The 25,463-nt window shown below is 40.9% G+C and carries 18 protein-coding genes, 1 pseudogene and 1 riboswitch; of the genes and pseudogenes, 17 read left to right on the top strand and 2 right to left on the bottom strand.

The genetic code is table 11. The features are described 5' to 3' along the window. Window positions 1-99 precede the first annotated feature (99 nt). Together WJR50_RS28240 and WJR50_RS28235 are read left to right on the top strand one after the other, a co-directional pair. Window positions 100-4,197, top strand: a complete 4,098-nt coding sequence (locus tag WJR50_RS28240) for a CARDB domain-containing protein (protein ID WP_341296676.1) — start codon at window positions 100-102, stop codon at window positions 4,195-4,197. 163 nt (window positions 4,198-4,360) lie between these two features. Beyond that, entirely contained in the window at window positions 4,361-5,752 is a 1,392-nt protein-coding gene (locus WJR50_RS28235) for an NAD(P)/FAD-dependent oxidoreductase (protein WP_341296675.1), read from the top strand. A 107-nt stretch (window positions 5,753-5,859) separates the two neighbouring features. On the opposite strand, the gene WJR50_RS28230 is transcribed toward WJR50_RS28235, so the two are convergent. Next, on the bottom strand, window positions 5,860-6,417 hold the full coding sequence (locus tag WJR50_RS28230; protein ID WP_341296674.1) for an outer membrane beta-barrel protein: 558 nt from the start codon (window positions 6,415-6,417) through the stop codon (window positions 5,860-5,862). Window positions 6,418-6,569: 152 nt separating this feature from the next. Then, window positions 6,570-7,700, bottom strand: a complete 1,131-nt coding sequence (gene hemW / locus WJR50_RS28225) for a radical SAM family heme chaperone HemW (RefSeq protein WP_341296673.1) — start codon at window positions 7,698-7,700, stop codon at window positions 6,570-6,572. Between the two features lie 133 nt (window positions 7,701-7,833). Here hemW and WJR50_RS28220 point away from each other — a divergent pair, with 133 nt between their 5' ends. The 15 genes and pseudogenes from WJR50_RS28220 to porN all read left to right on the top strand — a co-directional run bounded on the left by WJR50_RS28220 (window position 7,834) and on the right by porN (window position 25,429). Then, on the top strand, window positions 7,834-9,285 hold the full coding sequence (locus tag WJR50_RS28220) for a pyridoxal phosphate-dependent decarboxylase family protein (RefSeq protein ID WP_341296672.1): 1,452 nt from the start codon (window positions 7,834-7,836) through the stop codon (window positions 9,283-9,285). Next, window positions 9,258-9,848, top strand: a complete 591-nt coding sequence (pnuC, locus tag WJR50_RS28215) for a nicotinamide riboside transporter PnuC (RefSeq protein ID WP_341296671.1) — start codon at window positions 9,258-9,260, stop codon at window positions 9,846-9,848. Before WJR50_RS28220 ends, pnuC begins: the two co-directional genes overlap by 28 nt. A 34-nt stretch (window positions 9,849-9,882) precedes the next feature. Continuing rightward, window positions 9,883-10,514 (top strand): annotated as a pseudogene (locus tag WJR50_RS34280) (Uma2 family endonuclease). Further along, a complete protein-coding gene (locus tag WJR50_RS28200) occupies window positions 10,498-11,013 on the top strand; it encodes an AAA family ATPase (RefSeq protein ID WP_341296668.1) in 516 nt (171 codons plus the stop codon). The pseudogene WJR50_RS34280 and the gene WJR50_RS28200 overlap by 17 nt, the downstream one beginning before the upstream one ends. 26 nt (window positions 11,014-11,039) lie before the next feature. Then, window positions 11,040-11,136: riboswitch (TPP riboswitch) on the top strand. Window positions 11,137-11,190: 54 nt separating this feature from the next. Continuing rightward, the gene (locus tag WJR50_RS28195; RefSeq protein WP_341296667.1) at window positions 11,191-13,485 is read left to right on the top strand and encodes a TonB-dependent receptor; all 2,295 of its coding nucleotides are present in this window, start codon (window positions 11,191-11,193) and stop codon (window positions 13,483-13,485) included. A gap of 78 nt (window positions 13,486-13,563) precedes the next feature. After that, window positions 13,564-14,502, top strand: coding sequence for an ABC transporter substrate-binding protein (locus tag WJR50_RS28190; RefSeq protein WP_341296666.1), 939 nt, complete (start codon window positions 13,564-13,566; stop codon window positions 14,500-14,502). 132 nt (window positions 14,503-14,634) lie between these two features. Then, the gene (locus WJR50_RS28185; protein WP_341296665.1) at window positions 14,635-15,588 is read left to right on the top strand and encodes an ABC transporter substrate-binding protein; all 954 of its coding nucleotides are present in this window, start codon (window positions 14,635-14,637) and stop codon (window positions 15,586-15,588) included. 145 nt (window positions 15,589-15,733) lie between these two features. Continuing rightward, window positions 15,734-17,479 (top strand): BamA/TamA family outer membrane protein, encoded by a 1,746-nt coding sequence (locus tag WJR50_RS28180; RefSeq protein WP_341296664.1) that lies wholly within the window; start codon window positions 15,734-15,736, stop codon window positions 17,477-17,479. A 173-nt stretch (window positions 17,480-17,652) separates the two neighbouring features. Beyond that, on the top strand, window positions 17,653-18,756 hold the full coding sequence (locus WJR50_RS28175; protein ID WP_341296663.1) for a DUF4271 domain-containing protein: 1,104 nt from the start codon (window positions 17,653-17,655) through the stop codon (window positions 18,754-18,756). Window positions 18,757-18,879: 123 nt separating this feature from the next. After that, complete coding sequence (locus WJR50_RS28170) at window positions 18,880-19,665, top strand: uroporphyrinogen-III synthase (protein ID WP_341296662.1); 786 nt, start codon at window positions 18,880-18,882, stop codon at window positions 19,663-19,665. Between the two features lie 142 nt (window positions 19,666-19,807). Further along, window positions 19,808-20,767, top strand: a complete 960-nt coding sequence (locus WJR50_RS28165) for a PorP/SprF family type IX secretion system membrane protein (RefSeq protein WP_341296661.1) — start codon at window positions 19,808-19,810, stop codon at window positions 20,765-20,767. A gap of 161 nt (window positions 20,768-20,928) precedes the next feature. Further along, a complete protein-coding gene (gene porK, locus WJR50_RS28160; RefSeq protein WP_341296660.1) occupies window positions 20,929-21,978 on the top strand; it encodes a T9SS ring complex lipoprotein PorK/GldK in 1,050 nt (349 codons plus the stop codon). A gap of 49 nt (window positions 21,979-22,027) precedes the next feature. After that, window positions 22,028-22,837, top strand: coding sequence for a type IX secretion system motor protein PorL/GldL (porL, locus tag WJR50_RS28155; RefSeq protein ID WP_341296659.1), 810 nt, complete (start codon window positions 22,028-22,030; stop codon window positions 22,835-22,837). Window positions 22,838-22,879: 42 nt separating this feature from the next. Further along, window positions 22,880-24,466 carry a type IX secretion system motor protein PorM/GldM gene (gene porM, locus WJR50_RS28150; protein ID WP_341296658.1) on the top strand — a complete coding sequence of 529 codons (1,587 nt, stop codon included), beginning with the start codon at window positions 22,880-22,882 and terminating at the stop codon, window positions 24,464-24,466. A 24-nt stretch (window positions 24,467-24,490) separates the two neighbouring features. Continuing rightward, window positions 24,491-25,429 (top strand): type IX secretion system ring subunit PorN/GldN, encoded by a 939-nt coding sequence (gene porN / locus WJR50_RS28145; RefSeq protein WP_341296657.1) that lies wholly within the window; start codon window positions 24,491-24,493, stop codon window positions 25,427-25,429. The last annotated feature ends 34 nt before the right edge of the window (window positions 25,430-25,463 follow it).

Raw genomic sequence — 25,463 nt, 5'->3', positions numbered from 1 at the left:
CACTAGCAAAAAGCAGAAATATTATTAGCAAAATACAAATACTAATCTGTATAGTTATAAAGATTACTAATTCTCGTGTAGACTCAAAACCAAAAATTCATGAATAGCCAATCATTTTCGTTTTCTCGTGGGAGAAGGCTACGCTGGCTGGGAATCATACTCATGTGCCTGGGGATCAATCCTGTCTCCCTGGCTCAGGAGTATTCTAATCTCATCGTTTCGGGCGTAACCTTAAATAAAACACGAATCAATCAGGGAGAGTCCATTGACCTCTCCTTTAATGTAGTGAATGTCGGAGGTGCGCCTGCACATGGTAGCAATGTAGGAATCTACACCTCTACCGATGCAGAGTATTCTAGATATAGCGATAACCAGTTAAATACGCAATGGTTGGGTCAGATGGAGGTAGGTACTAAAGAGGTATTTGATCAACTGGAGGTTAGTCAGAGCTTAGCGCCCGGACGTTATTATTTATTTGTGGTAGCCGACTATGATGCGCAGATAGACGAAACGAATGAGCGGGATAATATTTCTGATCCTATTGTGCTTGTAGTGGAAGAAACTGAAGAAGAAGTTTTTGACATGGCATTGAGCAATGTATATCTGGATAAGCCGGTAGTACAAGCTAATGAAAATGTAACCATAAACTTTGATGTCAACTTTAGCAGTGAAAATACAGATTCTAAGGGAGTAGGCGTTTCTTATCATCTGAATTATACAGTCCCTGGATATTCCAGAAATATTTATTTGACTGGTAATTACTCCTACATTACACCTGGCAAAACCTCTCGTTCTCGTACCTTGAGTATACCTTATGTAGAAGAAGACGCAGAAGATTTCAGTATTAGCATCAGGTTTTATGATATAACTGATCAGAATGAAAGCAATAACAGCATTTCTGTCCCTATTCAGGTCAACTATACGCCTTCTCCTCAAGCAGACTTGATAGTCAGCAGTCAAAATATTACCAGCAGTACCATACTGAAGCAGGGTGAACAGCTTAGCTATAATTACACCATCAAAAATGAAGGAGATGGTGGAGCAGGTTATTCTTATACCCGCATTTATTTATCAAGTAACGGAAGCTTGGATCAGGCTATTGACTTAGGAACATACTACACAGGCTCATTGGGAAGTGGTGCTGACTTTATAAGTAACAGGTCTTATTCCATACCTAATGAATTGAATCCAGGTACCTATTATCTGCTGGTAAAGGCAGATGACTATGGCTATGTGACAGAAAAAGACGAAGAAAATAATCTGAGTGTGGGAGAGACCCCCATTAGAATTACCAAAGCAGAGCTATCTGATCTAACACTAGGAAAAGCAAGTATTAGCAAAGACCAAGTAAGCGGAGGTGAAAATATTTTGATCAATGCTGAAATATTCAATATAGGTAGTGGAAACATAATGAATAACACTCGTTTATATGCCTATTTAGCCACTCCTGATGAATACGAGAAAAGAAAAAATATGCAATATTATCAATATCAGGATTATGCATATAACAGTTTCGCAGCATTAAACAGTGGAGATAAAGAAAGCATTAATAACTGGTCTTTTACGATTCCTGAAGATATTTCTTCCGGTAAATACTATTTACTTCTGCAAGTAGACGGTAACAGATCCATCACGGAATCCAATGAAGACAATAACTTCAAAGCTTTCCCGATTACCATTAACAACCGTAAACTGCCCAACCTGACGATCATAGCAGCTTCTCTTAGCCAGGATGCGGTGCAGCCGGGCGAGCAACTCACTTTTGAGGCCGAAGTACATAACATAGGAGAAGGACCTATGACTGATGCCACTCTGATGACCTACTTTATCTCAGATGATGAAGCATTGGATAATAGCGATTTTGAAATGAATGATGGAGGGTTTACCCGTTTACTAAGTGTAGATGATCAGACTACAACCACTATTACGATGACTATTCCTGCTTCTTATGCAGTAGGAAGTAAGTATATTATTTTTAAAGCAGATGGTATAGAAGGTGAGGATGAAACTAATGAAGATGATAACCTGGCAATAGTGCCGGTGGTATTTACCCGTTCAAAGATTGATTTGGCGGTGGATAGTGAAAATACCAGCTTTAAGGATGAAGTGCCCAATAACGGTTATCATACGGAAATAGACACTGAGATTACTAACCTTGGGGAAAGCCGTTCTAGTAGTAGTAAAGTTAAATTTTACCTTTCTCCTGACAAAAACCGGAGCAATGATGATTACTACCTGGGTGAGGAATATGTGGAAGACATTGATGCCGGGGATTCAGAATATGTCAGTGCTGATGTATACATTCCTGGTTTAGGTTCGCGTATAGGAACGTATTATCTCTTTGCTCAGGCTGATGCCGATGAGGAGGTCATTGAAACAAATGAATCAAATAATATAGCTTTTGTAGGAGAGATAGAAGTAGTTCCTGCTTATGCTGACCTGACAATAACTAATGTTGCGGTTAGCCGGAGTCCCGTAGCAGCCGGTGAGTTGTATATTCCCGCTAGTTTTACCATTGTTAATGAAGGTTATAGTTATGCTAATACCAATGTTAGTTTATACATATCCTCAGATAATAAGTTTGACGAAAGTGATATTGAATTGGAAGAAGATTGGCAAAGCATCAGTGCAGAAAATAGCGTCAACATGAATTTTTCGTTCAATATGCCTGCTAATACAGCCAATGGTACTTACTATATATTGCTGGTGGCAGACCCAAATAATGATATTGAAGAAGTAGATGAGGAAAACAACGTAACCAGCACTACGATTAGTGTAGTAGATGCTGATGTGGATCTTAATGTAAGTGCACTTTCCTCTGAATACATTACTCTGATTCCCGGACAGTATAGTGATTATGAATACACGATAAGCAATAGTGGTACTACTGCCGCTACTGGAACTCTGTATACAAGATTCTTTTTATCCGATGATGACGTTTATAGTGGTGAGGACACGTACATAGGCGACAACTATATGAATACCTCTGTTTTAGAAGCGGGAGAAGATTATGCAAATAGTAATACTTTTTATGTGCCTATTGCCACCAGTATAGGTGCAAAATATTTGCTTGCGGTTACTGATTTCTATGGATACATCGCTGAAACTGACGAAGCAAATAATACAACTGCGCTGGCTCTTACCATAAGCAATCCTGACGTGGATTTAATAGTAAGTTCATTGTCTCCCTCTGCAACTAAGTTGGGACAAAGTTCTCCTCTAACAGTTACTGTTACTGTAGAAAATCAGGGAACTACCATTGCTGAGGAAGGGCATACTACTGCACTTTATCTGTCAGCGGATAATGTTTATGATATAGGTGACACTTACTTAGGAGAAGAAAGCGTATTTGGTATGGATCCAGCTCCGGATAGCTATACGTTTGATGTGCAGGCTAGTATTCCTGGAAGTACAACAGCAGGTATGTGGTATCTTATCGCAGTAGCAGATATTAATGAAGAGACTACAGAAACTGATGAACTCAACAATGAGACGGCAGTGGCCATAGAAGTACTGGAAGTGATAGACATGGATGCAAGTGATAAGACTGTGTGTTCTGCGATCTATCGTGATCCGGGTGGAGAGTTTAACTACTACAATAACCATAACATTGAGCAAACTTTCTTACCGGCAACTTCGGATCATATGTTACAGGTAACTTTTACTGAGTTCAATATCGAAAATGGCTATGATGATCTTTATATCTATGATGGTAATGATTCATCTGCTCCGTTGATAGGAGCGTATACCAATACAAATAGTCCGGGTACAGTTACTGCAACAAATGTAGATGGTACACTTACCTTTGTATTTACTACTGATGGTTCAGTCGTACGCTCTGGCTGGGAAGCTGAATTCAGCTGTGTAGCTGCACCTGCTCCTGTCACGCGTAATACTACTGTAGATCCTAAATTGTTGGAGGCAGGGCAGCAGGATGCTATTTTGCTCACCGAAGAAGAGATGATGACCATCAGGCTTTATCCTAACCCTACGCTAGATGAGGCTGTATTGGAGGTAGACGATATATGGCAGGGAGCAAGCGTATCTGTATTTGATCCTAACGGAAGAAAGATACAAGGTGGAGTATTAACTACAGAAGAAATCAAAATAGATTTGTCGGCACGCTCTTCTGGGCTGTATGTTGTAAAACTTCAGCTAGGAGAACGACAAAAAGTGTTACGTCTCCTGAAAAAGTGACATAACAAATAATTGTTTCTCAAACCCACGGAGCCATTCGTGGGTTTTTTTGTACAAATATGCGCTTAAAGGTTAGTTGCATAAACACATGACCGCCGGATACGTTGAATTAGAGTGTGAAACACAAATTTTTATTTTTTGAACTTAATAAACTTCAATATATATGGCGGCAATAGAAACCCCAGTGGAATATGGTTATGAAAACAGGCATTTGGCTACCCAGTTGCCTGATATTGGTAAACCTCGCGTAGTAATCATTGGCGGAGGTTTTGCAGGTATTCAAATTGTTAAAAATCTGCGTATGAAAGATGTGCAGGTGGTAATGCTTGATCGCCATAATTACCATACTTTTCAACCGCTTCTCTACCAGGTAGCCACTGCCGGTCTGGAGCCCGATTCTATAGCTGGGCCGCTGCGCAAGGTGTTTGATGATGAGGAAAACTTTTTCTTCCGAATGGCTACAGTAGAATCTGTAAGTCCTGATGAAAACATGGTGAATACCAATATTGGCCGTATCCATTATGACTATCTGATCATCGCTACCGGAACCAAGACAAATTATTTTGGTAATAAGTCTATTGAAGAACTGGCTTTTCCGCTCAAACAGGTGCCACAGGCGCTTAACCTCAGAAGTCACTTTCTGCAAAATTTTGAACGTGCTGTCACCTCTGATGATGAAGATGAAATTGCTCGCCTTACCAATTTTGTAATCGTTGGTGGAGGACCCACCGGAGTAGAGCTTGCAGGCGCATTAGGTGAGCTCAAAGCACAGGTGTTGCCCCGCGATTATCCTGAGCTGGATTTTAATACCAAGATGAATATTTACCTGGTAGAAGGTCTGGAGCGCCTGCTGCCAGCAATGTCTGAAAAAGCAGGAGAAAGGGCCCAGAGAGACCTTGAGAAACGCTTTAAGGTAACAGTGAAACTCAAAACCATGGTGGAAGATTTTGACGGTTATGAGGTGAAACTTAACAATGGCGAAACAATCAAAACAGAAACGCTGATCTGGGCTGCCGGTGTAATGGGCGTTACGCTTCCCGGTCTGGACAAAGCACAAGTTGAGAAAAGCCGGTACACCGTTAACCGATTTAACCTGGTAGAAGGCTACGATAATATTTATGCGGTGGGCGATATAGCTAAAATGTCTACTGAGGACTACCCTGATGGTCATCCTCAGTTGGCTCCCGTAGCGCTTCAGCAGGGAGAAAATCTGGGAAAAAATCTAAGCAGGCAGCTCAGAGGAAAAGATATGAAGCCTTTTCGTTATGTAGACAAAGGTACTATGGCCACCATTGGCCGTAATCGTGCTGTGGCTGATTTGCCCGGAAAACTGAGGTTTGGAGGTTTTGTAGCATGGATCATCTGGATGTTTGTTCACCTGCTGTACCTGGTAAGCTTTCGTCAGAAGCTGATTACCCTGGGTAACTGGATTTGGAATTACTTTACCTATGATAAAGGCACACGATTAATCATTCGTCCTTTTGATTACCGTTCAACAATAAACCAAAAAAGAGAGCAGCTCAAGAAAGAAAGTGAAGCTAAAGAAACAGCGTAAACGTCTTTTGTCATTTAATTTGTAAACTAAAAAAGCCGGAAATTCCGGCTTTTTTGCATAAAAAAGACCAGACAAGCGTCCGGTCTTTAGTCGGTGAATTCAGACTACTAAAACTTAAATGAAAACCCTAGGTTAACGGGTATGAACTTGATATCCTGATTGATCTGAAAGTCTGCAATCGGAATAGTCTCATTGATATACATAATGTGGTACTGCGCATTGGCAAAGAAATCTATCCGTTCATTGACAGGATACAATACTCCCAAAGAAGGAGCTAGCCCCCAGTATTCACGCGTAATGTTGAAACCTGCTGCCCCTACCTTAAAGTTGTACAAACCACCTTCCAGACCGATGTAAGGACGAAGTTTAGTGCCGGGAAGTACATACTTTACTGAAGCAGTGATAGGCGTAATGCTAAAGTCAATTACGTTAAAGCTGAAGCCGGCAATTTCATCATTAAAGCGATGCTGACTGAATGAAGCGCCAACTCTGAAGTTATCATTGATCGCATAATCCAGGTCTAAGCCGTAGCTAAAGCCATTTCCGGCTACATTGTCTAACATACCCTGAGGCATGGATAATCCAGCACGTGGAGTGATAGAAAGCTGGGCCTGAGCAGTAGCAAAAAGCCCTATGAAGCATATTGTGAATAGTATCTTTTTCATAGCATTGATGTTACTTTGTGTAATCTTTTACAAACTTACATGGGCAACATCTGTGCTAAATTTTGCTAGGAAAAATAAAAAGTGCATGATTTTTGCTAAGGAATAAAATCAAATATCTGAAAATCAGCGTTTTATCAAACAAAAAAATATTTTTATTGGACTGCGAAAAGGTCGGAAGCAATACGGTCCGCCAGTAACTTGCCGGAATCTGTTAAAATTAAGTGCTGATCTTGCATGCTGATTTTTCCTTCTGCTAGCAAGTTGTTGAGGTAGTTTTTGTTTTCCAGAAATAAGTCATAGTTGTACTCATCCTTAATTTTTTGCAGGTCGCATCCCCACTTGGTGCGCAGTCCGGTCATGATATATTCATTGATCTGGTCTTGGGGCGATAGCATTTCCTGTTCGGCAGGAATCTCGTCTTCTGCTAAAGATTTCAAATAAATGCTGTTATTGGAAATATTAAATTGACGGCTTTGTCTGTTGTAAGAATGTGCTCCTGGTCCAACCCCCAGATAAGGTTCTCTGCACCAGTAATTACTATTGTGGCGTGAATGAAAGTCTGGCAGGCAAAAATTAGAAATCTCGTACTGCTCATACCCATCTGCTTTGAGAGAAGAGAGCAGCATTTCAAACTGCTCAGCAGCATAATTTTCTCCTACTTCGCTTAGTTTCCCTTTTCTTAGCCAGTTGCCGAAAACAGTTTTTTCTTCAATGGTCAGGCAGTAAGAAGAGATATGCTGAGGTTGCAGTGCTATTGCCTTGGCTAAATCACTTTCCCAGATTTGATGATTTTCAGAAGGAATGGCATAAATAAGATCAATACTGATGTTATCAAAACCTACATCCTGAGCCAGTTGTACACAATTACTGGCTTCTACAGCATTATGGGCACGGTTCAGAAATTTGAGATGAGGTTCATGAAATGATTGTATGCCTATGCTCAGCCGATTAGCCCCTGCCTTATGCAGCATTTTCAGCTTATCCGTATTCAGATCATCCGGATTAGCTTCCAGCGTAAGCTCGGCATGCTCAGTGATTGAGAAATGCTGGTAGAGAGTTTCTAATAAAAGTTGTAACTCTGCTTCGGACAAAAGTGAGGGCGTTCCTCCGCCAAAATAGATAGTATTTACCGGCTCACTTCCCAAATAATTTTTCTGCAATTGTAACTCACGAACAATCGCCTGTACCATTTCGGTTTTACGACTGGTATTGGTGCTAAAGTGAAAATCACAGTAGTGACAAGCCTGTTTGCAAAAGGGTATATGTATGTAAATTCCTGCCAAGATTTTTAGTGTTATAGTTCTTAGTGTTATGGTTAATAAATACGTGCAAAACTATAACACCATAACACTTCGCACTATAACACCTTAATCCTTAATTTTGCTGCATCTCATAAAATTTTTTACTACCGAAGCTATGAGCGATTTGTTACACAAAGCTTTTGATCCCGAAGAATTTCGTCAGCAGGGGCATCAGTTGATTGATATGCTGGCTGGTTATTTACATAAAACACAGTCAGATACTACCCTCAAAACCATTCCCTGGAAATCACCGGAAGATCAGTTAAAGTACTGGCAGGAGGATGAGGCCAAAGGAGAAGACACTGTGATGGAGCTCTTTAAAAAGGTCATGGAAGACTCAATTCATATTCACCATAAAAAGTATATGGGACATCAGGTGGTGCCTCCTGCCCCGGTAACTACCTTGGCCAGTCTGCTAAGTAGTATGTTAAATAACGGTGGAGCAGTATATGAGATGGGAGCAGTCTCTACTGCGATAGAAAGGGTAGTTGTACAGCGCATCTGCCGTGAAATCGGCTGGCATCATGATTCGGGTGGTTTCCTGACATCGGGTGGTACGCTGGCTAACCTTACTGCCCTGCTGGCTGCTCGTCGTGCCAAGTCTCCCGAAGATGTATGGCTCAAAGGTTCCGGTAAAAAATTAGCCCTGATGGTGTCAGAAGAGGCGCACTATTGTGTAGACCGTGCGGCCCGTGTCATGGGTTGGGGTGATGAAGGGATTATTAAGGTTCCTGCTGATGAACGTCTGCGCATGCGGACTGAACTTCTGGAAGATTATCTCCAACAGGCTCAGTTAAAAGGCATAGAAGTGATCGCGGTAGTAGGCAGTGCCTGCACTACTTCCTCAGGTACTTACGACGACTTAGAAAGTATTGCCGATTTTTGCAGGCAACATAAGCTTTGGTTTCATGTAGATGGTGCGCATGGCGGAGCAGCAGTCTTCTCTCCCCAATACCGTCACCTGGTAAAAGGCATGGAGAGGGCAGATTCGGTAGTGATAGACCTGCACAAAATGATGTTGACGCCTGCTTTGACTACTGCCTTACTCTTTAAAAATGAAGCGGATTCTTATCGGACTTTTGCACAGCAGGCACAGTATCTCTGGAGCGATCAGGAGGAGCATGAGTGGTATAATATGGGCAAACGTACTATGGAATGCACCAAGCTCATGATGGGACTGAAGGCTTATGCACTGCTCAAGAGCTACGGAATGGAGATCATCAATGAGTATGTAACTCGTCAGTATAATCTGGGAAAGACCTTTGCCAGTATAATTGAGAAGCGGCAAAATTGGGAACTGGCGATGTCCCCTGCTACCAATATTGTCTGCTTTCGGTATCAGCTAGAAAAGCTTGAAGAAGCGGAAACAGAGTCGCTCAATGCTTTCGTGCGACAAAAGTTGCTGGAAGAAGGGGAGTTTTATATTGTGCAAACGCGCTTAAAAAATAAATTATATCTTCGCACCACTTTAATGAATCCTTTTACTACTGAAAAAGAACTCAATGCTCTGCTGGAGCGCATAGAAGAGGTGGCTGCCACATGGAAATCAACTACATTGAATTATTAGCATTAGTTTTTGGCGTACTTTCCGTATGGTTCAATACCAGGGAACTGGTCTGGGGCTGGCCAACAGGTATTGTTGGTACTGTGCTTAGCGGAATTATCTTCTTAGAAGCTCGGTTGTACTCTGACCTGATTTTGCACATATTTTATGTGATCCTGGGATTTTACGGTTGGTATGAGTGGCTATATGGCGGCCGGCGATCCGGCGGGCGAAATAAGCAAGAGCTAAAAGTCAGCACACTAAGCAAAAGCCGATTACTGTTCCTGATGCTACTGGGCGGACTGGGTTGGGCAGGATTCGGTTACTTTTTTGACAACTATACGGATGCTGATCTGGCTTACTGGGATGCTTTTACCACTTCTTTCAGCTTTATAGGCACTTACATGCTCGCCCGGAAAAGAATAGAAAACTGGATACTCTGGATCGTAGTAGATGCTGTAGCAGCAGGTATTTATATGTACAAAGAACTTTTCCTGCTGTCTTTGTTATATTTCCTGTATCTCGGTCTGGCTACCTATGGTTTTATCAACTGGAGAAAGTCTATGTACAAAGAACAGACTGCTTAGAAAACCGTAATTTTGTATATTAGATAAAAACAGGATGTCAGAACAAGTACAACATACAGGGCTAACTATTGAAGATTATCTCCAACTGGAAAAAGATACTGGCATACGCTACGAGTATCATAAGGGAGAAGTAGTAGCTATGGCTGGTGGCTCTTATGACCATACTACAATTAGCGGCAACGTTTTCACAGAACTTAAACTCATGCTTCGGAAAAAGAAAGATGGAAATGATGGAGTGAATGAGCATTGTGTAGCAGCTAACGAAAACAGAAAAATATATATCCCTGAGCAGAGTCGCTTTGTCTATCCGGATGCTTTAGTCGTGTGTGGCAAACCCAAACGCCCCCCCAAGATCCTAGTGCTGTTACTAATCCTACGTTAATTGTAGGAGTGCTCTCCAAAACAACAGAGGCATATGATCGTGGTGATAAGTTTCGGTTTTATCGCCAATTGGATAGCTTTCAGGAGTATTTACTGATTCATCAGTACCGAATAGCCGCAGAGGTATGGCAGCGTCAGCAGAATACTGACTTATGGCAGTTTCGCCATTATGAAGGCATTGACGCGCAAATTTTTTTAGCTTCACTGGATATTAAACTGGATATGCAAACCTTATATGAAAACGTAGAGGACTTGCCTGCTTTATTAAATGAAAGACCCTCTTAAAGTAATTATCACCGGTCCGGAGGCCACGGGCAAGAGCACACTTTCACAGCAGTTATCGGACGTGTTTGATGAGCCCTGGGTGCCTGAATATGCCCGTGATTACATCAATCAGCTCAGCCGACCTTATCAGGAAAGCGATCTGCTGGAAATTGCCAAAGGGCAGGTAAACCGAGAGCATGAGTATGCCCAACAAGCCAGCCAAATCTATTTTTGTGATACCAGTCTGGAAGTCATTAAGGTTTGGAGTGAGTTTAAATTCAAAAGGTGCCATCCCTGGATTATAGAACAGCAAAAAAAACGTAAAGCTGGCTTATACCTACTTTGCGCACCTGACATTCCCTGGACCTATGACCCGCAGCGTGAAAATCCTGATGATCGGGAAGAACTTTTTGAAATTTACCAGCAGGAACTTTTAGGAGAGCAGGTTAAAGAAATCTGGGGTGTAGAAGAAAAAAGACTGCAAAACGCAGTAGAAGCTATTCGGGCTTTGCTTCCTTAACATTTCCTTCATAGCTTTGTTGCTTTACTAAGTATAAGGGGTGCCCTATGGTACGGGCTGAGATTATACCCATTGAACCTGATCCCGGTAATGCGGGCGAAGGGAAGGTATAGTAAATAAAGATTTGGGAGCTATCCCCTGGCTTCCTGTTTACTAACCATTTTAAGTTTTTTTAACATGCGAATTTTTCTATTGCAGGTGCTGGCAGCTTTTGTATTGCCGGTAGCAGCATGGGCGCAGGTGACCGTTAGTGGAAAAGTAACGGATGCGCAAACCGATGAAGCATTAGCAGGTGCTAATGTGACAGTGGCAGGTACCACACAGGGTACAGTGACCAACTCCGAAGGTGAATATCGCCTTCAGGTAAATCAAACACCGGCTACTCTTAAAGTGAGCTTTGTTGGTTTTCAAACACAGGAAGTGACTTTAAACACTGAAACAGGAAGTGTAACTCAGAATTTTAGCCTTCCTGTGGCCCGTTCTCTGGAAGAAGTGATGATCAAAGCCATTCGCGCTGATCAAAAAATCCCTGTGACACAAAAGACCATTTCCCGACAGGAGATTGAAGAAGTTTATGTAGGTCAGGATGCGCTTTTTGTATTAGAAAGAAAGACACCTTCCATTCTGGCCTACTCTGAGTCAGGGACTAATCTGACCAACTATGGGCAAATGCGTCTGCGAGGTATTGATCAGACACGTATCAATATCACGCTGAATGGTGTGCCCCTTAATGATATGATTGATCAGGGCGTATTTTTCTCCAACTTCACGGATTTTGGTAACAGCATTGAGTCAGTACAGGTGCAGCGCGGCGTAGGGACCAGTACCAACGGAACTGCTTCTTATGCTGGCTCTATCAACTTTGAATCGGTCAATCTGAGAGATAGCGTAGCGACTGCTGAAGTACAACTGTTGGGTGGTTCTTTTGATACTTACCGTGCCAGTGGTGAGGTAAAAACAGGTTTGCTCAATGATAAATTTGCCTTTTACACCCGCTTTACCCGTACCACTTCAGAAGGCTATCGCTATCATACCGGTACAGACGCTTACTCTTTCTTCTTCTCCGGAGGTTATTTTGGAGAGAAAGATATGGTGAAGATTACCGGCTTTACGGGTCGTACCAAAAATGACCTGGCTTATCTGCCGGTTGCCCTACCCGATATTGAAGCTGATCCTCGCACCAATTATGTTTCTGAAAATGATACCGATGACTTTGGACAGCATCTGATTCAGTTAGAGTACACACGTTTTCTGAGTCAACAAACTTCACTGGTATCTTCACTCTACTATGGAGGAGCGGGAGGTGATTTTCCGGCAGGTTTTCCGGATGAAGAAGGTAACTTTATGCAGATTAACTACCCTCTCTTCAACGATCATTATGGTTTCATGTCTTATCTGAACCATACTTCTGATAATGGTCAATGGGAGATCAACGGAGGATTGCATGCTTACACTTTTCAGCGGGAAAATATAGAAGCTATAGTGCCCAATTATGCCACACCTTATTATCAGGATGAGTCGCAAAAAGATGAACTGAGCCTGTTTGCTAAAGCCAGCTACGAATTAGGTAAATTGATTCTCTTTGGAGATTTACAATTCCGCACAGTACAACTGGACATGACACCCGATGAGGCCTTTCTCGGTCAGGAAGCGAGCATCCCTACCCGAAGCTGGACATTTTTTAATCCTAAAGTTGGGGTGACCTATGAATTGAATAGCAACATGAATTTGTATGCTTCTTATGGTAGAAGTGGCCGTGAACCTACGCGTACGGATATTTTGGGCTCTACGCAGATCAACGCTTTTAATCTTGCAGATGCCCAGGACCCGGATGCTGTGAAAGCTGAGTATGTCAACGATTTTGAAGGGGGGGTACGCATCAGCAATAGCCAGCTTTCCGGTCAGGCCAATGTTTTCTACATGCAGTTTGAGAATGAGATCGCGCCTATTGGCGAAGCTATTCCCGAAGGCTTTGTCCAATTACGTAAAAATATGCCCAGCAGTTATCGTCGTGGGATAGAAGTGGACTGGGAATATCGTCCGGTGGCTCAGTTTTCCTTCAGTGGGGATGTAACCTATATGCAAAGCCAGATTGATGAGTATGCTCCTGAAGATGCTGATCTGGTATATACCAATGTAGAGCCTATCATCAGTCCGGAGTGGATTGTCAATGCGAGCTTGGAGTATAGGCCAGCCGGATGGCTAACTTTAGCCGTGAGCCCACGCTATGTAAGTGAGTCTTACTTGGAGCCTACTAATCAAGAGGATTTGGTAATGCCTGAATTTTTTCTGCTGGATACCAGAGCTACGCTTTCTTTCGGAAAACATGCGCTAAGCCTGCAACTCAATAATTTGCTGGACAAGCAGTATTACAGCTATGGCCAGCCGGTAAGTTATAATGATCAATTAGTGCCCGGTTATTTTGTGCAGCCTCCCCGTAATTTTTATGCTATCCTAAGACTAAGGTTTTAGTAGTTCAAAGTTTTATAGTTCAGCGTTCACGGTTTTTCAGGCTGGGAATGCTGAACTTTTCACATCAAAACTATTCATATGAAACTAAAAATAGCGCTGGATTGGACCCCCAATGTCATCCATGCCGGAATGTACCTGGCCCAGCTTGAAAATATATTTGCAGAACATGGTCTGGAAGTAGAATTAATTCCTACCGATGTGGATAATTATACTAAAAAACCGATTGAACGCCTTATTGAAGGTGAGGTAGACATTGCCCTTGGCCCTTCGGAACATCTGATTAACTATCGTCTGCTTAAAGAAGAAAGATTTCCTGTCAAAGCCATTGCCACGGTAATGCAGGAAGAAACCAGTGCTTTTGTCACGCTAAAATCCAGTGGTATTGATCGTCCGGCTAAACTGGATGGAAAAACCTATGCCGGATATAAGACAGTGCTGGAAGAAAACTTGATCACGACCATGATTCGCAACGATGGAGGAAAGGGAGAGGTTAAGCTGATTACCCCGCCTCGTCTTAGTGTATTTGATGGTTTTCTACAGGGAGAAGCAGATACGTGTTGGGTATTTATGTCCTGGGAGGGTGTTATTGCGCAGCAAAAAGGATACGAACTGAATGCATTTCACCTCAAAGATTTTCAAGTGCCGTACGGGTATTCTCCCATATTGATGACATTAGAAAATACAATTGCAGAAAAGAAGACAGCTTTACAGCAATTTTTACAGGCAAGTGGACAAGGCTATATTCAGGCGGCGAATGAGCCGGAAAAAGCCGCTGCATTTTTAGTTCAGGGTATAGCGCATAGCAATTTTGAGGATATCAACTTTATTATGAATGCGATGCAGTCCATTGCTCCTACATTTCTAAATCAAAATGGCCGTTGGGGAGTTATGAGTAGTGAACGATGGAATGATTATACCCAGTGGTTGATCAAACATAAAATGCTGAAAAAAGCAGATGGTAATTTACTGGAAGAAGCTGATACGGAAAGTTTTTTCACCAATACGCTGCTGGATTAATTTGATGGAGAGCAATGAAGTTCTTCGGCTGTTTTTATGTATTTCTTCTACTAAGAGGTTGAGCGTAAAGTATAAACTCATTTTTCATTTCGGACTTTAAAGCCACAGAGGCCGAAAATAAATTTTTTTGATATGAAACTTACATTAGCCCTTGACTGGACGCCCAATACCATGCATGCGGGAATATTGGTGGCCGAGGCAAAAGGATATTTTGAGGACAATGGTCTTGAACTGGAAATTGTTGATCCTGCTTCGGATAATTATGCCACCACTCCGGCCAAAAAGCTTTCACAGAAACTGGTAGATCTGGCCATTGCACCTTCTGAAAGTGTGATAAGCTATCATATGCGCAAAGCGCCAACTCCTTTGGTAGCCGTAGCTGCCAATCTGCAAAAAGATACCAGCGCGATAGTAACATTAGAGCGCAGTGGTATTGACAGACCTGCAAAAATGGATGGTAAAACATTCGCCTCCTACGATGCGAGGTTTGAAAATGATATCATACGTCAGTTGGTCAAAAATGATGGAGGTAAAGGAGAATTTGAAATCAGCAATCCTGCGATACTCAGTATGTGGGATGCATTGCTGGAAAGTAAGGCTGACGCTACCTGGGTTTTTCTGCCCTGGGAAGGTATGAAAGCAAAATATGAACGAGATAATCTGAAATTTCACGCTTTTCAGTTAGCTAACTATGATATTCCTTATGGTTACTCTCCGTTAATCATTAGTCATCAGGATATAGTAGATCAGAAAGGAGCAGTCATCAAGGCGTTCTTAGAAGCAGTAGAAGAAGGTTGGCGCTATGTGTATGAATCTCCTGGGAAAGCCGCCAAAGCCTTGCATAAGCATATCAAACAGCCTGAGTTTGAAAACTTATCTTTTGTTGAGGAATCACTAAAAATTCTTCAGCCTGCCATTACTACTTCTGATGATCGTTGGGGATTTATGGAAGGCGAACGTTGGGTGGATTTTATTGACTGGATGATACAACATCAAATCCTGAAAGATGAAGAAGGTATACCCATGAACCACGGACAGATAGATTCTTCTATGCTGTATACCAATGAGTTTTTCAAAGAAGTGTAGTTTTGGATTTAAGTCACCAATTTAGTGGTCAATGCTATAAATTATGCTGATCATTCTTACATTTCAAATACGATAGTGTTTTACTTTTTTGCTTTTCAAGCTTTTTTGATGAGCTTTACGAGTGTTCCTGTTACAACGTATTTGAATGAAGATCAGGGAGTTATCAGTAGTTTTTGTTTCCTTAGTGATATGGCTTTTTTCTGCCCAGGAGGGAAAAGCACAGGCTGTAATATTGAATAGCTCAGCAGAGGGCAGAAAAATACTAAAGAACTATCCTTTTAAAGCAGAGGCCACTGATAGTCTGAGTGCTGCACAATCTCTTAAGGAACTTATCAGCCGTTTACAAAAAGGTGGATATTTTACTGCCAATGCTACGGTATTAGAAAAAGTAGACAGCAGCCATTGGCAGGCTCATATCGCTCTTGGCCAACAATACCAGTGGACATATCTTGATCCCGGCAATCTTGATCCATTGATGCAGGAGCAGTCAGGATTTAGAGAAAAACTTTTTCTGGACCGCCCTTTTTCCCACGACGATTTGGGGCAAATGATAGAGCAAATCATAAAAGAGGCTGAGAATAAGGGCTTTCCCTTTGCCAGTGTTCAACTCACAGAAGTAAAAGTGCATCAAGAAGAAGTAAGTGCAAGCCTTCACTATGAATCTGGCCCTTACATTACTTTTGGGGAGTTGCAGCTTAGCGGAACGGATAAAATAAAAGCTGAATTTCTGGCCTCTTACCTCAAAATTCCTTCTGGAAGTGCCTATAGTGAGAAGAAAGTAGATCAAATTACTCAGGCCTTGCGAGCTTTGCCATATGTCGAAATGGCAGTTCCATTAGAAGTAAGTTTTCAAAATGATGAAGCCGAAGTCCGTTTGACATTGACAGACCGCAAGGTAAATCAGATGGATGGGCTGGTAAACCTGCTGCCCAATGAGAATGAAGAAGGTAGCGTACTGCTTACCGGTAGTCTGGAAATTTTGCTCAATAACCTGATGAGAAGTGGTAAGCAACTGAGTCTGCAGTGGCAGCGCCTGCAGGTGGAATCGCAGCGGTTATCCATCAGTTATCAGCATCCTTACCTTTTTCGCACCCCTTATCAGGCTGGTTTTTCATTCAATCTTTTGAAGGAAGATACGTTATTTATTAATCGTAGCCTTGCTTTTAATTTTGCTTATCCCCTTGCCCAGGCAAGCATGATTAGTGTAAATACTGACTTCCGTAGTAGTAGTGTGCTTAGTAATGTAGTGCTGCCGTCAACAGATACTGGTCTATCAGGTGAGGTAGGTGATTTTGACTTACTGAATGTAGGCCTTAGCTTACAACTCAATAGATTGAATGATGTAGTATTACCCACAAGAGGATGGAATTTTGAAGGTACTGTTGGAGTAGGAAGAAAAAGTAGTCACTCAAACGGTAGAGAGGCTAATAGAGATATTAGCTGGCAACCATTTTCTCAACTGACATTGCGTCAATACTATCCGTTAGGGAAACTTTGGGTGCTCTATCATCGCTTGAGTGGCGCTTATTTGTCGGGAGAAAATCTGTATTTGAACGACTTATACCGTGTGGGTGGTTTGCGGTCCTTAAGAGGTTTCAATGATAATTTCTTTTATGCCGCCTATTATGGTATTTCTAATCTGGAGCTTCGTTTGTTGTTAGAGCAGGCAGCCCAGACTCAGTCTTATTTGTATGTTTTTTATGATCAGTCTGTTTTAGGATATCAGTTGGCTGGGCATTATCAGGGAACTCCGCTTGGTTTAGGCTTGGGGCTGAGTATTACCACAGACGTTGGTTTGTTTAACTTCGCGTATGCAATTGGAAAGGTGCAAAATCAACCCATTGACTTTAGCTTATCAAAAATCCATTTTGGATATATAAGCCGATTTTAATTATGTTTTGCTGAGAGAGTTATAATTTATTACATCAAACTCATATCATTATAGTGAAGCACATTACATTTGCGGTATAATAACTGCTGCGGTATGTCAGATTAAGCTAGTTTGGTAGATATCTTATGAGAAATTTTTTCTTAATCTTTATATGTCTTTTACTCAGTACCAACATGCTGAAGGGACAGTCTCTATCTAGGGATTGGAAGAGTCAGTATGAAGTCATTAAAAACCTGAACAGGGAGTGGGTGACAATTGACGAAAACAACCGCTATGTACCCTACATAGATAAGAGTATGGCAGAAGTACCTGTAGTTGGAGTTGTACTGGAAGCAACAAGGTATAGTAGTAATAAATTGCTGGTGTGTGCTCCTGCTAGTAGTGCCGTATTGATAGAGAAAAAAATATCTTCCTACCATCAGGAAGAGACTTGCGTGCTTCTCGATATTGATAGCCTGAGAGCAACCCATAATAAAGAAAGCATACTTATTTCGGTATTTCAGGCTCAAAAAGATTTTGAAGATGTAGGACTTTGGGTAGTTCAATCTAAGACTACCTCTGCGCAGCAGGGAGCTAACCTATCCTATAAAAGAGATATTAGCCTTCTCCAAGACTTCTTTACCACAGGTATATTGGTTCTGTTGATTTTTTATGCAATACTTATCAACCAGTATCCTAAAATTTACAAAAATTTATATAGCCTTACACGGGTCTTTTCTTTTAAAGCACGGGAAGATAACAGCAGAATCCGGCTGATCAACGAGGCACATATCATGTTTTTGATTCAGCATTGTTTACTGTTAGCATTTTTATTCATCATGTTGGTTTCCACCACTGATCTGATGCAGGTAGAAGTGCCTTATCTTGACTTCAAGCCCCCTACATATGTAGGTTATATACTGTTGTGGGGACAAGTGGCATTGTTAGTATTGGCTACCATTTGGCTGAAGTATATCATAGTGATGCTCTTTGGGACACTTTTTAAACTCAGACAATTACGCTTTCTTTATATGCTTGATTATATGCGTATGTCATTGATTTATAGTGCTTTTCTTTTTGTATTACTTATCATTATTTTTGCAGGCATAGGATATTACAATGACCACTATTTTAATCTAATCATCTACCTCTTTATTTTACTGGCTTCCCTACGAGTTATCGTTCTGTATTTCAGGCTTTTCAGGAGCGCCTCATTTAGAAATATCTATTTATTTTCGTACATTTGCGTCGCAGAAGTCATACCCTTATTAATAGGCCTTGAAGTACTTGTTATTTAATATCCTTATTACAGGTATAAATAATGAAACAGAATTAATATGATTCATTCTTTGTTTCATTGGGTGTGTTATTCATCAATAAAGCCCGTTGTATAAAATTTACCATAATAAATAGGTGTTAGTATGAGCGAAAGCACGATCAAAATCCCCAAGGACAGGTTATACAAAGTAGAAAGTATCCTTGTTTCACAACCCGAACCACAAAATGAGAAGTCTCCTTATTATGATCTTGCACAGAAATATAATATTAAAGTAGACTTTAGACCCTTCATAGAAGTTAAGCCGGTAAGTGTGAAAGACTTTAGGAAGCAAAAGGTAGATATTCTTGAGCATACGGCGATTATTTTTACTAGCAGAAATGCTATTGATCATTTTTTTAGTATATGCACAGAGCTCAAAATTGAAATGCCTGCTGAGATGAAATATTTCTGCATCTCAGAGCAAACAGCCAACTATCTTCAAAAGTACATAGTAATCAGAAAAAGAAAGATTTTTACAGGTTTCAGGACAGCACAGGATCTCATTGAAATTCTCAAAAAGCACAAAGGAGAAAAATATTTGTTTCCTTGTTCAAGTATCCGTAAAAATGATATTCCCGATTTTCTTGAAAAAAATGGATATCAGTATTCTGAGGCTGTAATGTATGAGACGGTGGCAGCAGATCTTTCAGATTTAGCAGATGTAAACTATGATGTTATTGCTTTCTTTAGCCCGTCAGGAATTAATTCTCTTTTCGTAAACTTTCCTGATTTTAAACAAAATAAAACGAGAATTGCTGCATTTGGCCCTACCACTGCTAAGGCGGTAGAGGATGCAGGTCTGTTTTTGGATATTCAGGCGCCTATGCCCAATGCCCCATCTATGACAGGAGCACTGGAAGCTTATATTAAAGAAGCAAATAAACAATAATTATTTTTTTTAATTGGATTATTGTAAACAGAGGTACAATTAGATACATTAGTATACGTTGTATGTTATAACCGTAATTGAATTAATTAATTATTGCTGAACTGTTACCTTTGGGCTTGATCAGTGCTTCTTGCAGTCGCGTATGAATAGAATATTACTTATACTTGTTTGTATTACGATTATTGGCTTAACCAATAGCCAGGGGCAACAAAGTGCGCAGTTTAGCCAATATATGTTTAATACACTTTTTTATAATCCTGCCTATGCAGGAGTAGAGGGTGTTACTACAATTACTGCATTTCATAGAACACAGTGGGCAGGCTATCAGCCTACCCTTGACAATGCTGGAGGTATCAATACTCAAGTGGTAAGTTTAAATGCGCCCATTTTACGACTAAGAAGTGGTTTTGGTTTGCATATTGTCAATGACAATATTGGACCCCTGACCAACTTGGAAGCTCAGGCTTCTTTTGCTTATCATCTTGGCGTTGGAGATGGAAAACTTAGTTTGGGAGTAAGAGTAGGAGCGTTCTCTCAAACCGTAGATTATGATCAATACCGCCCTGTAGATCCTGACGATGAATTACTGCAGGGCAATGGAAGAGTTTCTCAGTTGCGCCCTGACTTCTCAGCAGGAGTATTCTATAGAGCAAGACAGTATTACCTTGGTGTAGGTTTTAAACATTTGATTGATAGTCAATTTGAGTTTGTTGGAGTAGATACTTTGAACAATCCATTAGAAAGTCACATTACTGTAACAGGAGGGTTTGATTATGAACCCACATATAAAGTGCGTCTAACTCCATCTTTTTTGGTGCAGTCAGATTTGAATTCTTACTCATTTGATATTGGTATTTTAGCTACCTATGATGATACCATGTGGGGAGGAGTTTCTTTTAGACAACAGGAAGCATTAGTAGGTATGATAGGGTATAGCTTTTTTAAGGAAAAATCGCTTAAACTAGGTTACGCTTTTGATTACACACTAATAGCTCAGGAAGCAAAAGCTGCTACTTCTCATGAAATTATGGTAACTTATAGTTTACCTATGTCTTCTGCCAGTGATAAGAAGATCATCAGAACGCCTAGATTCAGGCAATAATAAGTTGATATAATCATAGTAATTATTTGAATGGTTATATTTTTTTAAAAACTGATGAAACCTTACAAGACAGAAAATTGCTAGAATTTGAGTGGTTCGTTTGAAACAGGATCACAATATTTGTGTTGATATTTCGTGTATGTATAAAAACAATTTGTGTTATGAGCAAAACTCTTCTAAGAAGCGGGAGTGCAATCTTCTCCTTGGCGCTGCTTTTTGCGTTACAGGGTTGTGGGCTCTTCGGTGATAGTGGTGAGGATTATGGCCAACTAGTTGGAGTTCAGGGCAGAGAATATGATGGTATGCCTACTCCCTATGGTATGGTACAAATCCCTGCCGGGACATTCCACACCGGACAGTCAGACGAGGATCCAATCGCCTCCCAGATCAACTTCAATAAACAGATTACTATTGGAGCTTTTTATATGGATGATACTGAGATCACCAATAATGAGTATCGTCAGTTCATTTATGAGGTACAAGAAGGCCAGGGTGAGTACGAATTTCTTGTAGGTAAAGGGGCAAATTTCGTTGAAGACGAGTTGTATCCTGATACCACGGTATGGTCAAGAAACTATACTCATCATATGGGTGATCCTCTTGTACAGTACTACTGGTCACATCCGGCATTTGATAACTATCCTGTTGTAGGTGTTGACTGGGAAGCTGCTCAGGTATTTTGCCAGTGGAGAACAGCGTATTTAAACAACTACCGTGAAAGTAATGGCATGTTCGTGATGCCAAATTTCCGACTTCCTTCTGAAGCAGAGTGGGAATATGCTGCTAGAGGTGGCCGTGATATGGCTAAATATCCATGGGGCGGACCTTACATTCGTAACTCTAAAGGATGTATGTTAGCTAACTTTAAGCCAGGACGCGGAAACTACTTTGATGATGGATTTGCCTATACAGCTCCTGTAGCTGCTTATTTTGCCAATGACTTTGGCTTGTACGATATGTCTGGTAATGTATCAGAGTGGTGCGAAGATGCTTACAATCCTGCTGCTACTGCTATCGTATGGGACTTAAACCCTACCTATAATGATGTCAATGAGCCTCGTAAGGTCGTGAGAGGTGGTTCATGGAAGGATGTATCATACTTTCTCCAGACTGGAACCAGAACCTTCTCACATAAAGATTCTACAACAGCTTATACCGGCTTCAGATGCGCTATGACTTACATCGGTAGATCATCTGGAAACGAATTCTAGTCAATATTTAACAATCTAAATCAGTAAATCACTCGAAAATTTTAAAACAATGAGCAAGAAAAAAGGTGGATTCTCAGAACTACTTTATGGCACAATAATGCCCAAAATTTATGGTATCGGTGCTGCAGTTGTAATTGTTGGTGCTATGTTTAAAATCCTTCACTTACCAGGAGCTGGTATCATGTTAGGTGTAGGTCTTACCACAGAAGCTATTATATTCTTATTCAGTGCTTTTGAACCTAAGCACAATGAATATGACTGGTCTTTAGTATATCCTGAGTTGATGGGAGATACCGAAGCTAGTGATAGAAGAAGAATTTCTAATGGAAAAAGCAATGGTGATTCTGTTACCAAAAAACTGGATGCCATGTTAGAAAGTTCAAAAGTAGGCCCTGAATTGATTGACAGCTTGGGCAGAGGAATGAAAAACCTTTCTGACTCAGTTGCTAAAATGGGCTCACTTTCTAATGCAGCAGTAGCTACTGACGAATATGCTAAAAATGTAAAAGTAGCTTCTTCTTCATTATCAGAAATGAACAAGTCTTACTCTACTGCCATTCAGGCGATGTCATCCATGTCTGATGCTAGCAAAGATACAAAAGAGTATCATGTACAGGTACAGCAGGTGACTAAGAACTTAGCTTCTTTGAACTCAGTATATGAAATGGAACTTCAGGATGCTAATAGTCACTTGAAAGCTATGAATAAGTTCTATTCTAACCTGAGCAGTGCTATGGAGAATGTTTCTGAGGCGAGCAAAGATGCTGAGAGCTTTAAGAATAACTTTGCTTCATTGAACAATAACATCTCTTCTTTGAACAGAGTATATGGCAACATGCTTAGCGCCATGAAGGCCTAATTATTTAAATTGATTTAAACATTATTTTAACTCAAAAATAATATGGCTGGAGGAAAAGAAACCCCAAGGCAGAAGATGATCGGTATGATGTACCTGGTACTTACCGCACTTCTGGCCTTACAAGTAAGTAATACAGTACTGGAGAAATTTATCTTCATTGACAATAGCTTGGAACAATCTGCGGACGGTGCCAAGTCTCAAAACAGCAATACTGTTGATCGTATTCAGTCAGCAGTAGAAGATGCTGGAAATCGTAAGGAAGACGTAGCCGTGCTTGAAAAAGCCAGAGAAGTGAGGGCTAAAACAAATCAGGTCTTGAATGCACTTGACTCTCTTAAAAATGAGTTCGTAGTGGTTACTGGAGGTGTTGAGGAAGATGGAACTTATGTAGGAGGAAAAAGCGAAGACGAGATAGCTGACATTATGGTTAGACAGGGAAAAGGAGAGGAGCTCAAAAAAGCTTTGAATGGTTATGCAAGCTATTTAGCAAGTACTACTGGTTCGGATGTGGCTCCAATTGCACTAGATGCTGTTGAAAACCCGGTATTCAAAGATAATCCTGAGCAAAACATGAAAAGTTTCTCAGAGATTACTTTCCAGAATACTCCCATGGTAGCTGGTTTAGCATCACTGAGCCAGTTAAAAAATGAGGTGCTTTCTCGTGAGACAGTTGCTCTGGATCGTCTTGCTCGCCAGGTAGGTGCGGCAGATATGAAGTTTGACAACATTGTGGCGATGGTTAGACCTGAATCAAACGTGGTAGCCGCAGGTACTAAGTATAAAGCAGATTTATTTATCGCTGCTTCATCAAGTGCTGTGGACCCAGTGATGACCGTAAATGGTAAGTCTATTCCAGTAAATGGGGGCATGGGCCAGATTGAGTTTACTGCAAGTGCAGATAAATACGATGCCAGCAACAAAGCTGAAAAGTCGTTCAAAGCAGCAATTACAATTGAGCAAGGTGGCAAGAAGGAAACTTACGAAGAGACTTTCAGCTACTTTGTTACTAAGCCTGTAATCCAGATCCAATCTGAGTCAGTACAAGCACTTTATTTAAACTGTGGTAATGAGCTTCAGGTTAATGTTCCTGCTTTAGGAACCACTTACGACCCTTCATTTTCAGCACAAGGTGGTACTGCAATTAAAGGACAAAAGACTGGTTCAGTTACTGTAATCCCTAAAGCTCCTAAGTTAACCCTCGGAGTAAGCAGTGGTGGAAATAATATTGGTAGTGAAACTTTCACTGTAAAGAGAGTTCCTAAGCCTATGATAGTTGTTAAAGGTCCTGGAGGAGGGTTGGTAAATATGCAGAAAGGAGAAACTGCTAGTAGATTGAGATCTATAAAAATAGAAGCTGTCCCTGATGAAGATTTTGCTAATTTCTTGCCTAAAGATGCTCGCTATAAAGTAATTGAAGCAGATATCATCCTTGCAAGAGGTAGCCGTCCTATTGATAAAGCTACTTTATCCAATGAAACTGCTAATTTAGGTCGTATGATGTCGCAAGCTAAGGCAGGGGACAGGTTATCTATAGAAATTAAGAAAGTACAGCGGATGAATTTTAGAAATGAGTTAGAAGATGTCCCTTTAGGAGCTAGTGAGTCTTTCATCAACGTGCCGCTGAACTAATTTTGAAAGTTATAAACAGGTGTTATGATGCAGATAAAAAAAATAATTAAACACAGCATGGGGGCTTCTTTAGTAGCCCTCTGTGTTTCAAGTTCGCTATTCGCACAGGAGTCTGACGGATACAATCCTAATTCCATCAGGCCTATCCATGAGTCGGATCAACTCTATAAAACCAGAGTTTGGAGACGTATGGACCTGAAAGAAAAGCAGAATAAACCCTTCTTTTCTACAAATCGGGAGATCACTCAAGTATTGATTAATGCTGTCATGAACGGCACTTTATATCCTTATACAAGTGATTCCTTGAATGAGCGTATGTCTAAGGAGCAATTTATTGAGAACTTGACTATTCCTACTGATGGTCCTGCCCTTTCTGAAGATGAAATTGCGATGGGCTTTGGGCAGCAGGAAGAAACCCAGGAAGATGATGGCTGGGGAGGAGGATGGGGAGATGATACCTCATCATCCAGTGGACAAGGAGCAGAGGGTACAGCTATGGAATCTTCTTCATCATCCTCTGAGTCATCGGATGCTATGAACAACCTCTTCTTTGCAACAGATGTTACTATCCTGGAAATTATGGAAGATATCATCTTTGATAAAGAACGTGGGCGTCAGTATTACGATATTCAGTCAGTAACGATGATCTTACCTCCTGAAATGTTTCCTTTAACAGGCTTACAAAAACCTATAGCTACTTTTAAGTACATGGATTTAGTTCGTGTATTTGAAGAAAACCCGGAAACAGCGGTTTGGGTAAACCCTTACAATGATGCTAAACATCTGAATTTGAAGCATGCTTTTGATTTGAGATTATTCAATGCTCATATCGTTAAGTACTCAAATCCTGAGGATGAATATATTATTGATAAAACAGGAGGAGATAGAAGATCAGCGCTAATGGAGTCGTTGAATTACGAATACAATCTGCTAGAAAGAGAGCACGAACTCTGGGAATATTAATGCAATCATAACACAATTGTTTATACTATAAGAA

It is taken from the genome of Catalinimonas locisalis, from assembly GCF_038039535.1.
GTDB lineage: Bacteria > Bacteroidota > Bacteroidia > Cytophagales > Cyclobacteriaceae > Catalinimonas.
The sequence above is the reverse complement of the archived record's forward strand: the minus strand, read 5'-3'. Positions and strand labels throughout refer to the sequence as shown.